This is a genomic window from Pseudomonas sp. 21LCFQ02 (genome assembly GCF_024129895.2).
GTDB lineage: Bacteria > Pseudomonadota > Gammaproteobacteria > Pseudomonadales > Pseudomonadaceae > Aquipseudomonas.
The window spans coordinates 129,600-144,693 of the sequence record NZ_CM178749.1 but is presented as its reverse complement, the minus strand read 5'-3'; the positions used below and the strand labels follow the sequence as shown (position 1 = coordinate 144,693).

Annotated in this window: 15 protein-coding genes; 13 read left to right on the top strand and 2 right to left on the bottom strand. The window is 58.2% G+C overall.

Features of this window, described 5'->3' with window-relative positions:
- Positions 1–285: 285 nt before the first annotated feature.
- The 9 genes from NJC40_RS00690 to NJC40_RS00650 all read left to right on the top strand — a co-directional run bounded on the left by NJC40_RS00690 (position 286) and on the right by NJC40_RS00650 (position 8,961).
- Positions 286–810: a disulfide bond formation protein B gene (locus NJC40_RS00690; protein WP_045482780.1), complete on the top strand. Its 525-nt coding sequence runs from the start codon at positions 286–288 to the stop codon at positions 808–810.
- A 442-nt stretch (positions 811–1,252) separates the two neighbouring features.
- Complete coding sequence (gene cyoA / locus NJC40_RS00685) at positions 1,253–2,197, top strand: ubiquinol oxidase subunit II (RefSeq protein WP_045482777.1); 945 nt, start codon at positions 1,253–1,255, stop codon at positions 2,195–2,197.
- A gap of 3 nt (positions 2,198–2,200) precedes the next feature.
- Positions 2,201–4,213 carry a cytochrome o ubiquinol oxidase subunit I gene (cyoB, locus tag NJC40_RS00680; protein ID WP_045482774.1) on the top strand — a complete coding sequence of 671 codons (2,013 nt, stop codon included), beginning with the start codon at positions 2,201–2,203 and terminating at the stop codon, positions 4,211–4,213.
- 1 nt (position 4,214) lies between these two features.
- Positions 4,215–4,841, top strand: a complete 627-nt coding sequence (cyoC, locus tag NJC40_RS00675; RefSeq protein ID WP_045482772.1) for a cytochrome o ubiquinol oxidase subunit III — start codon at positions 4,215–4,217, stop codon at positions 4,839–4,841.
- Positions 4,842–5,174, top strand: coding sequence for a cytochrome o ubiquinol oxidase subunit IV (gene cyoD / locus NJC40_RS00670; protein ID WP_045482769.1), 333 nt, complete (start codon positions 4,842–4,844; stop codon positions 5,172–5,174).
- A gap of 10 nt (positions 5,175–5,184) precedes the next feature.
- Complete coding sequence (gene cyoE, locus NJC40_RS00665) at positions 5,185–6,072, top strand: heme o synthase (RefSeq protein ID WP_045482766.1); 888 nt, start codon at positions 5,185–5,187, stop codon at positions 6,070–6,072.
- Between the two features lie 206 nt (positions 6,073–6,278).
- Positions 6,279–7,160 carry a glycosyltransferase family 2 protein gene (locus tag NJC40_RS00660; protein WP_253142665.1) on the top strand — a complete coding sequence of 294 codons (882 nt, stop codon included), beginning with the start codon at positions 6,279–6,281 and terminating at the stop codon, positions 7,158–7,160.
- A 28-nt stretch (positions 7,161–7,188) separates the two neighbouring features.
- Positions 7,189–7,830, top strand: coding sequence for a CatB-related O-acetyltransferase (locus NJC40_RS00655; RefSeq protein WP_045482760.1), 642 nt, complete (start codon positions 7,189–7,191; stop codon positions 7,828–7,830).
- Between the two features lie 111 nt (positions 7,831–7,941).
- Positions 7,942–8,961 (top strand): branched-chain amino acid aminotransferase, encoded by a 1,020-nt coding sequence (locus tag NJC40_RS00650; RefSeq protein WP_253111835.1) that lies wholly within the window; start codon positions 7,942–7,944, stop codon positions 8,959–8,961.
- A 60-nt stretch (positions 8,962–9,021) separates the two neighbouring features.
- Here NJC40_RS00650 and NJC40_RS00645 read toward each other — a convergent pair whose 3' ends face one another.
- Positions 9,022–10,005 (bottom strand): ATPase, encoded by a 984-nt coding sequence (locus tag NJC40_RS00645; RefSeq protein WP_253142664.1) that lies wholly within the window; start codon positions 10,003–10,005, stop codon positions 9,022–9,024.
- 127 nt (positions 10,006–10,132) lie between these two features.
- On the bottom strand, positions 10,133–10,660 hold the full coding sequence (gene sodC / locus NJC40_RS00640; protein ID WP_045482752.1) for a superoxide dismutase family protein: 528 nt from the start codon (positions 10,658–10,660) through the stop codon (positions 10,133–10,135).
- A gap of 221 nt (positions 10,661–10,881) precedes the next feature.
- Between sodC and NJC40_RS00635 the strand changes: the two genes are divergently transcribed.
- From NJC40_RS00635 to NJC40_RS00620, 4 genes are all read left to right on the top strand, one after another.
- Positions 10,882–11,520: a hypothetical protein gene (locus NJC40_RS00635; protein WP_045482749.1), complete on the top strand. Its 639-nt coding sequence runs from the start codon at positions 10,882–10,884 to the stop codon at positions 11,518–11,520.
- 99 nt (positions 11,521–11,619) lie between these two features.
- Complete coding sequence (locus NJC40_RS00630) at positions 11,620–11,970, top strand: YceK/YidQ family lipoprotein (RefSeq protein ID WP_253111838.1); 351 nt, start codon at positions 11,620–11,622, stop codon at positions 11,968–11,970.
- Between the two features lie 184 nt (positions 11,971–12,154).
- On the top strand, positions 12,155–13,618 hold the full coding sequence (locus NJC40_RS00625) for a hypothetical protein (protein WP_253142663.1): 1,464 nt from the start codon (positions 12,155–12,157) through the stop codon (positions 13,616–13,618).
- Positions 13,615–15,081, top strand: coding sequence for a hypothetical protein (locus NJC40_RS00620; protein WP_253142662.1), 1,467 nt, complete (start codon positions 13,615–13,617; stop codon positions 15,079–15,081). Before NJC40_RS00625 ends, NJC40_RS00620 begins: the two co-directional genes overlap by 4 nt.
- Positions 15,082–15,094 lie beyond the last annotated feature (13 nt).

Here is a 15,094-nt window from a genome sequence, read left to right as displayed (position 1 = left end):
TTCGAGCTTGCCGTGGGGTGTGACAATTCACCGCAATGGCTTGCCAGGCAAATGCTCGTGCGACAAAAGGACGCAGCCTTCTATATATAAGGAAGGAATTCGTTATCGGCCGGCTGGTCTGCCACACGGGTGCCTTAGGCGCAGGGCGGCGACCATCCGGACGGCAAATCTTCCCGTATGGCGGCCCGGGCCTTGAGTCTCGGGCGCCTGCCCCCGATCATCGGCTGTTCCAGGGCGCCCCAGAGCGCTTGGCAGCCGTGGCCTAACAACTGAAAAGGTATGTGAATGAGCGACAACATGTTGTACCTGAAGCGCGAAAAGCGCTTTCTGGTCTTGCTGGGAATCATCTGCCTGTCGCTGATCGGCGGCGCGCTGTACATGCAGATCGTATTGGGCGAGGCGCCTTGCCCGCTGTGCATCCTGCAGCGCTACGCGCTGCTGCTGATCGCGCTGTTCGCCTTCATCGGCGCGGCCATGCCCGGCCGGCGCAGCACGACCCTGTTCGAAGCGCTGGTGGTGCTCAGCGCAATAGGCGGCATTGCGGCGGCTGGCCGGCACGTCTGGGTACTGGCCAACCCGGCGGTAAGCTGTGGAATCGACACCCTGCAACCGATCGTCGACGGACTCCCCCTGGCGTCGATGTTTCCCCTAGGCTTTCAGGTCAGCGGCTTCTGCTCCACACCTTATCCGCCGGTTCTGGGACTGTCGCTGGCGCAGTGGGCTCTGGTAGCATTCGTGCTTACTGCGATACTGGTCCCTCTGGGGATCGTACGTAACCGGCGTAAACCTCAAGGTTTACAAGGGCTTTAGTTTAGAAATGCCTCGTAGAACGAGGCATTTTTCATGATCGGGACAACAAAAATTTGCAATTGTTACCGATTCTGAGATTAACTGTTGCAGAATAAGGCATAGTCAATAAAAACTTACGTATCTACAATCGCCCGCAGTTATCGTCCAGCCTGGCTTGGCGATTAGCTGTTTTGAGGCCGGGAGCGCTGCTCGTACTCTGAATTAGCCGCGCAACGCTGGCCTCCAAGCGCACTGAATGGCCGCGCTTAAGGTGATTATTCTGCCTGGCAGGTGATCTCCAGCCGTTCAAGATAAGAATCCAAGTTAAACCGGATTTGTCGTTTCGCTACCGCGTTCTGGCAGGCCCTTGTTCAATTCAAAAAAACATGCCGGCACTGGCAGGGTGAAGTGTTGGCGGTCGAAACCCAACAGCACCGCGAAAGCTGCTTTTAGAGGTCGTGAGATGAGTAAAAATAGGTACCCCAGGTTTTTTGGCTACTTGGCCCTGTTCAGTATGCTTCTGCTCAGTGGTTGTGATGGCTTTCCGCTGCTCGATCCGAAAGGGCAGGTGGGTATCGAGCAACGCAACCTGATCGTTATCGCTACGCTGCTGATGCTGATCGTGGTGATCCCGGTCATTTTCATGACCATCATCTTCGCCTGGAAATATCGCGCGTCGAACAAGGCTGCCAAGTACACGCCTGACTGGTCGCACTCCACCAAGATCGAAGTCGCGGTCTGGGGCGTGCCGATCATCCTGCTGATCTTCCTGGGCTACTTCACCTACGTCTCGACCCACAAGCTGGACCCTTACCGTCCGCTGGAGTCCGAGGTCAAGCCGGTGGTCATCCAGGCGGTGTCGCTGGACTGGAAATGGCTGTTCATCTACCCGGAAGAGGGTATTGCCACGGTCAACCACATCGTCTTCCCGGCCAACACGCCGATCAATTTCCAGGTTACCTCTGACAGCGTAATGAACTCGTTGTTCATTCCGGGTCTGGGCGGCCAGATCTATGCGATGGCGGGCATGCACACCAAGCTGCACCTGATCGCCAACGAGAATCACGAGTTCAACGGTATTTCCGCCAACTACAGTGGCGCGGGTTTCACCGGCATGAAGTTCAAGGCGATCTCGACCAGCCAGGCCGATTACCAGGCGTGGATCAAGGAAGTCAAGAATTCACCAAAGCAGCTTGACTCGGCTGAATACGCAGCCTTGCTCAAACCTAGCGAGCGTCACCCCGTAGAACTCTATTCCTCGGTCACCCCTGATCTGTTCCAGGTCATCATCGACAAGTACGAGGGCATGAACCACGGGCCGAGCAAGCAAAGCATCCGTGATAAGCAAGTCACCGGTACCGATGGTGCGCAAAACAGCAAGAATTCAGCTGCTGGGGCAGAGGAGTAAACAATGTTAGGCAAATTAAGTCTGGAAGCGATTCCGTACCACGAGCCGATAGTCATGGTGACCCTCGCCATGGTCGCCCTTGGCGGTCTGGCGCTGGCCGGCGCTATCACCTACTTCAAGAAGTGGGGTTACCTGTGGACCGAGTGGCTGACTTCGGTCGACCACAAGAAAATCGGCGTGATGTACATCATCGTCGCCATGGTCATGCTGCTGCGCGGTTTTGCCGACGCAATCATGATGCGTACCCAATTGGCCATGGCGCAGAATGGCGCCGAAGGCTTCCTGCCGCCTGAACACTATGACCAGATCTTCACCGCTCACGGTGTGATCATGATCATCTTCATGGCGATGCCTTTCTTCACCGGCCTGATGAACATCGTTCTGCCACTGCAGATCGGTGCGCGTGACGTTGCCTTCCCGTTCCTGAACTCGCTGAGCTTCTGGCTGCTGGTCGCCGGCATGCTGCTGATCAACATCTCTCTGGGTGTTGGTGAGTTCGCCAAGACCGGCTGGGTTGCCTATCCGCCTCTGTCCGGGCTGCAATACAGCCCTGGCGTCGGTGTCGACTACTACATCTGGGCACTACAGCTATCAGGGTTGGGTACGACGCTGACAGGCGTCAACTTCCTGGTTACCGTACTGAAGATGCGCACCCCTGGCATGAAGCTGATGGACATGCCGATCTTCACCTGGACCTGCACCTTCGCCAACGTCCTGATCGTGGCTTCGTTCCCGATTCTGACTGCGTGTCTGGCGCTGCTGACCCTCGACCGTTACCTGGACTTCCACATTTTCACGAACGAACTGGGCGGCAACCCAATGATGTACGTGAACCTGTTCTGGGCCTGGGGTCACCCTGAGGTTTACATCCTGGTACTGCCGGCGTTCGGCGTGTTCTCGGAAGTGGTTTCGACCTTCTCCGGCAAGCGTCTGTTCGGCCACAAGTCGATGATCTACGCATCGGGCGGTATCTGCGTACTGGGCTTCGTGGTCTGGCTGCACCACTTCTTCACCATGGGTGCGGGCGCCAGCGTCAACGCCTTCTTCGGTCTGGCGACCATGCTGATTGCCATCCCGACCGGTGTGAAACTGTTCAACTGGCTGTTCACCATCTATCAGGGCCGTCTGCGCTTCACCGCGCCGATCATGTGGACCCTGGGCTTCATGATCACCTTCTCGATCGGTGGTATGACCGGCGTTCTGCTGGCCATCCCGGGCGCTGACTTCGTGCTGCACAACAGCCTGTTCGTTATCGCTCACTTCCACAACGTGATCATCGGTGGTGCGGTATTCGGATACATCGCAGGCTTCGCGTTCTGGTTCCCGAAAGCGTTCGGCTTCAAGCTGCACGAAGGCTGGGGCAAGGCTGCGTTCTGGTTCTGGCTGAGCGGCTTCTTCGTGGCCTTCATGCCACTGTACGCGCTGGGCTTCCTGGGCATGACCCGTCGTCTGAACGCGACCGATATGCCTGAGTGGAACATCTACCTGAACGTTGCTCTGTTCGGTGCGTTCCTGATCGCTGCCGGTATCGCTTCGCAACTGATCCAGCTGTTCGTCAGTATCCGCGACCGCAACAAGAACCTCGACCTGACCGGTGACCCATGGAATGGCCACACCCTGGAATGGTCCACTTCGTCGCCACCGCCGTTCTACAACTTCGCAGAACTGCCGAAGGCTGATGACATCGACGCATTCACCGAAGCCAAGCGCAACGGTACTGCCTACAAGGTTCCGGCCAAGTATTCGGCGATCCACATGCCTAATAACACCGCGACCGGCATGTACATGGGTCTGCTGCTGACCGTGTTCGGTTTCGCCTTCATCTGGCACATCTGGTGGCTGGTAGGTGCGAGCCTGGTAGCAACCATCGCCGTCTTCGTTGCTCACGCTGCACGTGATGACCAGGGCTACATGGTCCCGGCCGAGGAAGTTGCGCGTATCGAAGCTGAGCATCACAAGGTCCTGGCGGCCCAAGGTGCATACACTCCTGCCAAGTCTTCGATGGAACAGGTCTAACATGTCGAACATTGCTATCAACTCCGGAGCCCATGGTCACGACCACGATCACGGGCATGACGAACACCACGACAGTGGTGGCATGACGATCTACGGCTTCTGGCTGTATCTGATGACCGACTGCGTGCTGTTCGCATCGTTCTTCGCGGTCTACGCCGTGATGATGAACAGCGTCGCCGGCGGCCCGACCGGCCAGGACATCTTCCTGCTGCCGTTCGTGGCCGTGGAAACCGCGTTCCTGCTGGTCAGCTCCATCACTTATGGCTTTGCCATGCTGGCGCTGTACAAAGGTAACAAGAGTGGTGTCCTGCGCTGGCTGGCAGTGACTTTCGTGTGCGGTGCAGCGTTCATCGCGATGGAAGTCTACGAGTTCCATCACCTGATCCACGAAGGCTACGGTCCTAGCCGCAGCGGCTTCCTGTCGGCGTTCTTCTCGCTGGTAGGTCTGCACGGTCTGCACGTGACCAGCGGTCTGATCTGGATGGGCATCATGATGTATCAGGTCCAGAAAAAGGGCCTGACCAACACCAACAAGACCCGCCTGAGCTGCCTGAGCCTGTTCTGGCACTTCCTGGACGTGGTCTGGATTGGCGTGTTCACCATTGTTTACCTGTTGGGGGCCCTGTAAATGGCTAGTTCGCATAACTCCCACGACGAGCAGGGTCACGGTTCGGTCAAGGACTATGTCATCGGCTTCGTGCTGTCGATCATCCTGACTGCCATTCCGTTCGCCCTGGTGATGTCGCCGGTTCTGCCGAAAGACACCACTATCTGGATCATCATGCTGTTCGCGATCATCCAGATCCTGGTTCACCTGCGCTACTTCCTGCACCTGGACTTCTCGGCTGCTCAGCGCAACAACGTGATGGCGTTTGTCTTCACTGCGCTGGTGATCGTGTTCCTGGTGGGCCTGTCGGTGTGGATCATCTTCAGCATCCACCGCGAAATGATGGCGCAGTGAGGAAATACTGATGTCACTGAAGCACTTTATCCAAATCACCAAGCCGGGGATCATTTTCGGTAACGTGCTTTCGGTGGCAGGTGGCTTTTTCCTGGCGTCCAAGGGGGATATCGATTTCGTCGTGTTTCTGGCGGCGGTACTCGGTACTTCCCTGGTCGTGGCTTCAGGTTGCGTATTCAACAACTGCATTGACCGCGATATCGACCAGCGCATGGAGCGCACCCGTGAGCGGGCTCTGGTTCAGGGGCTTGTGTCCCTGAAACTGGCCCTTGCCTACGGAGCTGTTCTCGGTGCGCTGGGCGTGTGGCTGCTGTATACCTATGCCAACCCGCTGTCGGCACTGCTGGTAGTGATCGGTTTCGTGATCTATGTCGGTCTGTACAGCCTGTACTTCAAGCGCAAGTCGGTTCACGGCACGCTGATCGGTAGCCTGTCGGGGGCAATGCCTCCGGTGGTCGGCTACTGCGCAGTGAGCAACAACTTCGACTTTGCGGCGTTGACCCTGCTGGTGATGTTCAGCCTGTGGCAAATGCCTCACTCGTACGCCATCGCGATCTTCCGCTTCAACGACTATCGTGCAGCGAAGATCCCGGTTCTGCCGGTCAAGCGTGGCATCCTGGTGACCAAGCGCCATATCCTGCTGTACATCCTGGCGTTTCTGGTGGCGACCCTGATGCTGACGGTTGGCGGCTACGCCGGCCTGAACTACCTCGCGGTCGCTGCCGGTCTGGGCATGTACTGGCTGTATATGGCCTGGAAAGGCTACAAGGCTGCTGATGACACCGTTTGGGCACGCAAGCTGTTCGTGTTCTCCATCGTCACCATCACCGCGCTGAGCGTGATGATGTCGGTGGACTTTCAGGTAACCAAAGAGATTCTGGTGACCTACGCGTTCTGATGCTTGCCTGAGCGGTACAAAAAACCCTGTTCTTGAACAGGGTTTTTTTATGCCTGCTGTTTGGGCCCTGGCCAGCCGCAATGGCAAAAACCGACCGATTGCCGCATCATGTATCGGGTTTGTAAAAAGTTGCTAACGTTGTGCCGGTACAATCAGCCTCTGATTGATCAGGCTGTCAGTATGCGTGCCAAGAACAAAGTGATCTCATGACTTCCACTCCGCAGCAGGCCGCTACCCAGGCGCCTCTGGTTTCGATCATCGCCCCCTGCTACAACGCCGAGCAGTATCTTGAAGCTGCCATCGACAGCATCTTCGCCCAAGACTACGAAAATTTCGAAGTCATCATCGTCGATGACGGCTCCAGCGATAACAGCATTGCCATGCTGCAAGCCTTGCAGGGCAAATATCCTTTCCAGCTCTACACCCAGGCCAATCAGGGCGTCAGTGCCGCGCTCAATCACGGGCTGCAGCATGCCAAAGGCACTTATGTGTCCACCCCTGACCTGGACGACATCATGCTGGCGTCTTCAGTGCGCATCCGCGCCGAGTACCTCGACCAGCATCCCGAGGTCGGCTGCGTCGGTGCGCTGATCAGCTACATGGACTGCGCTGGCAACGACATCAAATCGCAGAGCCGCGATTACATCGAGCGTCAGCACTTCGACGAGATCGTCCGCGGTGCGGTGGTGGTCGGTGCGCCCACGGCGCTGTACCGCATGCAGGCGTTGCGCGAAGCCGATGGCTACGACCCGGCGATCAAGGTCCAGGACTTCCAGATAACCCTGCGCATTGCCCGGCAAGGCTATCGGATCGACGTCCTGCCGGTGGTTGTCACCCGTTACCGCCGGCATGCCAACAACCTGTCGCGCAAATACCGGGTATTGCTCGATGCCGACCTCAGAGCGCTTGAGCCTTATCGCGATCACCCCGAGTATCAGCACGGCCGCACGTTAGCGCTGCACAAGGCCCTCAAGTATGCGGTGGTGTCCGACAAGCGTCATGCCTGGAGCCTGCTGCGCTCGATCCCGCTCAAGCACATGAACCGCACCACCTGGCGACGTTTCAAGCGTCTGGTTCTACATTGGTAAGCGTTGTGTTCAAGATCCCCGGAGCCCCATGAAATTCCTTGAACTGCTCAAAGAACGAAAAACAAGAAAGCGCCTGCGCAGCATGGACAAGCTGGACAGGTCGGCGGAAAAGATCAGGCTGCGCTACCCGCGTTATACCGTCGGTGTGGGCACCTACGGGATCCCCGAGGTGCTGGAGTTTGGTGATGACACGGTCCTGAAGGTCGGTTCCTACACCTCGATTGCCGACGGTGTGCGGATTTTGCTGGGCGGCGAGCACCGTACTGACTGGCTGACCACGTATCCGTTTCCGGCGATGATCGACAAGCTTGAAGACATCAAGGACTACGCGCCCAGCAAGGGCGATGTAGTGATCGGCAGCGACTGCTGGATCTGCGCCGATGCGGTGATTCTGTCCGGCGTGACCATCGGCCATGGCGCCATTGTGGCGGCCGGCGCGATGGTGACCCGCGATGTGCCGCCTTACTCGGTGGTCGGCGGCAATCCGTGCAAGTTCATCCGCTGGCGTTTCGAAGAGCAGGTTCGCGAAGAACTGCTCCAGGCTGCCTGGTGGGACTGGCCGGTGGATGAGGTCAAGTCAGTGGCGCGAACCCTGTGCAGCGCGGACCTGCAGGCTTTCCTGACCTATATCCGGCGGCGCAAGGCAGCCGAAGCAGTACCGGTTGGTTGAGTGTGCGCAATTCAAACTGCTATGACTGAATGTCGACAGACCCGCAAGTTCTGGCAGAATACGGCATTGGCCTGACTCGTCCAGGCAGTCTGCTAAATGAAAGAGGGCGTTATGAGTCAAGTGAGCATCAACTGGGACACGCTGGGTTTCGACTACATCAAGACCGATAAGCGCTTTCTTTCCTACTGGCGTAACGGTGAGTGGCAAGCCGGTTCGCTGACCGAAGACAACGTTCTGCACATCAGTGAAGGCTCCACGGCCCTGCATTACGGCCAGCAGTGCTTCGAGGGCCTGAAGGCCTATCGCTGCAAGGATGGCTCGATCAACCTGTTCCGTCCTGACCAGAACGCCCAACGCATGCAGCGCAGCTGTGCGCGGGTGTTGATGCCGCAAGTTCCTACCGACATGTTCATCGAGGCCTGCAAGCAGGTCGTCAAGGCCAACGAGCACTTCATCCCGCCTTACGGCTCCGGTGGTGCGCTGTACCTGCGTCCGTTCGTGATCGGTGTGGGTGACAACATCGGTGTGCGCACTGCGCCGGAATTCATCTTCTCGATCTTCTGCATTCCGGTCGGCGCTTACTTCAAAGGCGGCCTGAAGCCGAACAACTTCGTGATCTCCGGCTACGACCGTGCCGCCCCACAGGGCACCGGTGCGGCCAAGGTCGGCGGCAATTATGCTGCCAGCCTGCTGCCAGGTTCCGAAGCCAAGAAGAACAGCTTCGCCGATTGCATCTACCTGGACCCGCAGACCCATTCGAAGATCGAAGAAGTCGGCTCGGCCAACTTCTTTGCCATCACCGCTGACAACAAGTTCGTGACCCCGCGTTCGCCGTCGGTGCTGCCGGGTATCACCCGTCTGTCGCTGATGGAACTGGCCAGCAGCCGTCTGGGCCTGACGGTCGAAGAGGGTGACGTGTTCATCGACAAGATCGACCAGTTCAAGGAAGCCGGTGCCTGCGGTACTGCCGCGGTGATCACGCCAATCGGTGGCATTTCCTATAAAGACAAGCTGCATGTATTCCACAGCGAGACCGAAGTCGGTCCGGTCACCCAGCGTCTCTACAAAGAGCTGACCGGCGTACAGTCCGGTGACGTTGAGGCGCCAGCAGGCTGGATCGTCAAGGTCTGAGTCGCTGAACCGGCTGTAGCAAAAAGGGAAGCGCAAGCTTCCCTTTTTTATTGGGCGTTATCAGGCGTCTGGCTTGGCCTCTTCTTTGGCCGGCCCGAGGATGATCGCCAGATGCCGCAAGTCGTCCAGCTCCAGGCTGAAGCTCTTGCCCGACGGGCTTTTCACCAGCGTGCCCAAGGCATAGATCGTGAAGAACTTTACCTCAGCGGCATGGCTGAGCAGCTCCTCGATGTAGCGGCTGGAGCGATAGGCCTGCATCTGCGCCGGTGACACATACAACGTCACCCGCTTGCCATCGAGGCGGTCATAGAACTGAAACTTGAAGCCCTTGCCGTATCGCTTGTCATCGACCAGCCCGCCGCCGTACAGCACCCGACTGTTGTCGCCTTCATGGGCGTACTTGATGTGGCGGAAATACGAGCGCAGGGTGATTTCACCTTGCCCGGCAACGCGCAAGGTCAACTGCTTGAAATCCTCATCACTCAATTCAGCCCGGGCCTGACGGTAGAAGTCCACCAATCGCTCCAGATTGCTGGTGCGGGTTTCGCTGTAACGCGGCGTGGCAGGTTCTTTGACCTGGCCAACGGGTTCAGGCGCGGCTGGCCGGTCCTCTGCTTTACCGGTTGGCACGGCGCCAGAAGGCTCCTTGAGCGGCTGCTTGAGGCTGGGGTCGAACACGTCGATATTGTCGTCGAGCTTGCGCCGCGCCTGGCGCAAACGCACCTGCGGGTCAGGGCTTTCGCTGACATCGGGCTCTTGGGCGCCATCGCTGTCATCGACCCACTCGCAAGCAAGATCATGCTGATGGTGCGGGTTGGCACGAAAGTGTGCGGCCACGAAGGTAGGGTTGTCCTGGGGCTTGACGTCATAGCGCACCCCGGTGACTTTCACGCCCTGGGCCCTACACACTTCACTGGAGCACAGGAATTCGAAGCGCTTGCGCGGCGGTTCCTGGGAGAAATATTCCCGGCGTGCATCGACGATGGTCAGCTCTTGCTGCAGTTCGATGCAGAACGCACGGGTGATGGGCTTGCCGGGTTTCATGCCTGAGGTCTTCCTGATCTGAAGCGTCCAGGAAAGATTGGTAGGTTTGTCCAGCCACCACAAGCTGTTTCTGCCGTATCGGTCTGGCAGACGGGCAGCGAGCCAGATAGCCCGCCGCCCCGCCCCGTCAGCCCTTGATCACGCCGCAGGCATAACGATCACCGCCACCGCCCAGCGGGGCAGGGTGGTCAGAGTGGTTATCGCCACCGGCATGGACCATCAAGGCACGGCCTTTGATTTCGTCGAGCTTTTTGATACGCGGGGCCAGGACCGGGTACTCGGCCTTGCCGTCAGCGGTCACGTAGATCGCCGGCAGGTCGCCCAGATGCCCCTTGTCGTCGTATGGGCCCAAATGCTTGCCGGTGTTGGCCGGGTCAAAGTGACCGCCGGCTGCCAGAGCGGCAACTTTTTTGCCATCTTTCTCGGCCGCGTCGCAGCTCGGGTTCTGATGGACATGGAACCCATGAATGCCGGCCGGCAGGCCACTGAGTTTCGGGGTGAACAGCAGGCCGTACTGGGTTTCTTCGACATGCACGCTGCCGGCCGCTTTAGGCGCGCCATCGGCGCTGACGATATTGACCGGGACGTCCAGTGAGGCCGCGTGAGCGCTAAGGGAAAATGCACCGAGCAGACCGAGCCAGAGAGTATGTTTCATAGGCGTTCAACACATCCTGTTGTTTGTGAATCGAAAAAAGTAAGCACCGACACCTTACCGGTTCTGTTTGGGCAGCCGGATGAAGATATTGGTTCAACCTGTCCTGCCGTCGCATCAATGCCTCGTGGCAGGGCGAAGCGGGTGAAGTTTGGCTAGGCTCAGCTCAGTCATCTGAGCGGTTGACGCCACCCGCCACTGGGAATCACCGGCTCGGTGCAATCATGAAAGACCCCTACGCCTTCGGGTTTTACAGTGCTTGTCTTGCCCTCATCGTGCTGGTCTGCGCGGCCATGCTCAGCGCCGGCTCTGGCCAGGCCTATGCGGTCGTCGACTCGGCCTCGGCAGTGATCGGGGCGCTGGCGGTCAGTGGCATTGCCGGCGTTGCCTTCGCCGCCTATGGCACCTGGAAGCGCGATATCCGGCAGAACAAGACCCTGAGCATCATCTGGGACGCCAATGTGGCGTTTCGCGAAATCGAGATCGGTTTCAATGAGTGGTTCTTCGGCCCCGCCACCGAGCAGCGGATGGCATCCGATCACGCGCGACTCATCGCCCAGCTGGCCGTCAGCCCCTTTGGCCTTGCGCTACGGGCATTCAAGAAGCAATGCATCCTGCTCGACAAAATGGTGGTCCGTGACGACTGGCGCTGGGTCAATCACGCCGCCGAACTCGACATGCTGGCGCGGGCGCTGACGGTAGAGTTCTTCGGGCCGGTAACCAAGGGGACGGTCAGGCCGGGCATCGTGGATTTTCTGTTCCCCATCGAAGGCCATGCCCGGCAAAGAACCCAGGCCGACTGGGAGGTGCTGATGGACGGCATTGAGCAAGAACTGATGGAACTTGAACAGCGCCATGGCTGATGGTGCACAGGGTTGTGGGTTAGGATGCCGCCTTTACGTTCGCAAGTAATGAGCGCGAACAGAGCAATTTGAGCATCTACCGATGACAGGGATACAGGAATGAGAAAAGGAATTTTAGGGTTGGCAATCCTGCTGCTCAGTGGTTGCGGCACCATCAATACAGTGTTTCGTGATGATGAGTACAGTGGCCGCGAACTGCGCAAACTCAATACTCATTGCGATGAGATCGCCCGGGTTTACAGCGGTGTTACTTACAACTTCTGCCAGTTGAACGCCAAACCGGCCAGCAACACTGACAAAAGTGGCGGGCTGCTGGCCGGTGTGCTGCTTGATGGCGCAATATCTGGAGTGCTCGACACCGTCGTGTTGCCTTACACCCTCTATCGCCAGATGGCCGACGGCAACATTGTGATTCCCAACTCGACCTGGCAACCAGGCAACGTCAAGTGAGCCTGTTGCGCACTGCTGCGCGGCCTGCATCCTTGATATGGCATTGTTTTGCTGGATGATTAGCTGGCAAAATGCTGTTACTTATCGCGTTGTCACCGCTTCGCAAATGACACCCGAATCTACCTATCGCTGGCAGCGCTGATGTTCAGGCTGGCCGGTTGGCTCAAGTGCAAAGCAGGAATTTATGGATACAGCCACAAAGGACGGTGTGCACACCTGGACGTTTGGTAATCAGATCTGGCAGCAAACCCCTGATGGCCGTTTCTCGTTGCGCAGCATCGCTGGCGTAGACACTGGCGATTGCCTGGTCGATCTGGACTATCTCGCCGGTGCCCGGTTGGCACCCGGTTCTTCCAGTCAATACCTGCCCGCAGCCTTCAAGTTCTGCCCCAGTAGCGGCGAGCCGCTGCCTGCTCCTGCCTGGAATGCCCGAAGCTGTTGGCTGCCGCCTTATGGTGACGGTAGTGGCTCGCGGGTGATCGCCGATGGCCAGTGCGCAATGGCGCAAAAGATTGTGTCTGGCGTGTTCCAGCGTTTGCAGCACAGCGGCGCTCGCGATCTTAACGACAGCAAAGAAATCATCGAACTGCCACGCAAGAACGGCTTGAACTTCTTTGTCGCCAATGTGGGCGGCTACCGCGATGCGTTGTTCGCATTGGGTCGTGAAGGCAGCCTGTTTCTGTGGTTACGCGGCGCGGGTAAATGGCAAGAGCTGCATGCCGAGAGTGTGCCAATCGGGCGTACTCGGCTGGAGAACTGGGCCTGGTCAGTCAGCCTGCTTGCCATTGATGGGACCAACGCCTTGTTTTTGGGCGGTGAAGAGGGGGCGGTCCTGATAAAGGTCGACCCGGTGTCTCTCAAGTACCGGACCCAGCGTAAAGAGGGCCGGGCACTGGCTGGGCCTGGGGATCTGGAAGATCGTGCCTGGCTACCGCTGGTCATGAGCGATGGCAGCGTGCGCTTGGTCAGCCCGACGAATACCGGCTGGGAGCACTACCCGGTCGCTGATGCTGATCCGCAGCGTATGACCCGGCTTTCAGCACCCGTGCGCGATCCTTCTTCACGACGTTTGCTGTGGATTGGTGAACACGGTTATTTGAGCCTGCGTCAGGGCATGGCCGTGCAAGCCCAATGGCATCCTTGGCCAGATGGCGCCACGGCATACCCTGAGCAAGGCCCGCCTTTTCGCGATGGCAGTGGTTTGTGGCAGCAAGTGTCCAGCGATGAGCGCCTGAGCTATCTGCAACTGGATGTCGGTGCAACCGACCCGTCCCGTCCGGTGAAGGGCTATCGGCTGGGCACCGGGCACCTGAGCTTTAAATACAACATCCGCCTGGAACGGCCATGGGATGAACACGACGAAAACCTCGAACCCACGACCCGCGAAGTGGTGTATCCGTTTGTCGAGTTCACCGCTGAGCGCCTGCTGTTGTCGATGCGAGCCCAGCAGAGCCGCCCGCTGGATGAGTTTCTCCAGAGCGAGCAGAAAGCCGATGTGCAATATCGGCTTGATCAGGTTGGCGGCATTGGTTTTGCTTTGAAGGCGTTGGTCAGCGAACCCTGGAAAGCCCAATGGTTCTTTTTCGATAACGCGATGTGGCTGTACATCGATTCCAGTGGAGCGCTCTACCGATGGAAAGCCGAATGAAACAGCTGATGCTTCGCGCCGCTACGCTCATGTTGGCGTTGACCTGCGCCACGGTCTCGGCGCAGCCGCTGCGCCAAGTGTTTCTGGTACAGAACTCCGGCTGGATGGAGCCGTTCTACTTGGACCCGGCATCTGCGTTCAAGCCTTTGGTCATCAAACTGGCGGCCACGGCGGCGGGTGACGGCGAAGTGGTGGTCGGTGGCTTTAACCAGGCCGACAACTCGCACCCCTCGCCGCAATGGACTTACAGGGGGCCCGGTACCCACGGCAAGCTGGCTGAAAGCGTCAACCAATTGAACCTGGCGCGCAAGTCGGGCGGCGCTTACGCAGACACCGATTTCAAGGAAGCGTTGCTGGCAGCAATCACCACCGGCCTTGAGGGTCGTGAAGGGATTGTGTGGATCATCACCAACAACAAGAACAGCCCGAACAACAGTGGTGAAACGCAGCTCAAGAACCGCGAGTTCTATGACTTGCTGCACAAGGATGAGTCGATCAGCCGGATTGCGGCGTTCCCACAGAAGATGCCGGTAAAAGGTCCGAACTATCAAGCCAATGGCCTGATGATCTATGCCTTGGCCTATGGCAAGAGTGCCGGTGCTGCGCTGGAACAGGTATTGGCTCAGCCGGCCTTGTCCAGCCTGCTCAACGACAATCATGTGCGGCTGAAACCACTGACGCGATCGGCGGTGCGTTTCATCCCCACTGGTGTGCAGGACACCGAGGACGTCAGTGCTGAGCTGGCGCCTGATCAGCAGACGGTGGTGCTCAATATCAAGGTCGACAGCTCACCTAAAACGGCGGTGCTGTTGGGGCAGTTCGAGAATCAGTTCAACCCCTACCAGATTCACGATGCAAAGATCGACATGGCGCTGGACATGCCGGGCGAAGCCTTGCAGTCGAGTATTTCGCTGGCGCGCATCAGTGACCTTGAGCCCGGCGCACGTTCCGCGCCGTTGGCGATCAGCCTGCAATTGCCGCCTTTGCCGTCTCAATGGTCCAGTGAAGTGATTTTTTCCAGCGGCTATCAGCGTTCTGGCGCCATTGAAGTGCGTTTGAGCGAGCAGCAACTGCGCATTTCTCAGGATTTCGTCAAACGCATGAACGAACTGTTTCCCGGTGATGCCTTGCCGGATGTGTTCGTGCCCTCAAGTGACGCCAGCAGTTCGGCAACGCGTCTGCCAATCGTGTTGCAAGTCAGCTACCCGTTGGGGCCTGTGCTATTGCTGCTTGGCTTGTTCGTGGCGTTGTTGATCGGTTTGTTGCTGCTGCTCGCCATGCTGGGCGGCAAGAAAACGTTCACCGTTGCCGTGGAAGGCATGACCCAGCCTTATCCACTCAAACCGTTTGCCAGTGTGGGTGTCTATGACGCCCGTCAGAACAAGGTCGCAACGTTGAAACGTGGCCTGTTCGGTGCGCGTCTGCAAGACCAGGCCCCTGATATCGCTGTGCGTCTCAAGTAATTCACTCTCAAGT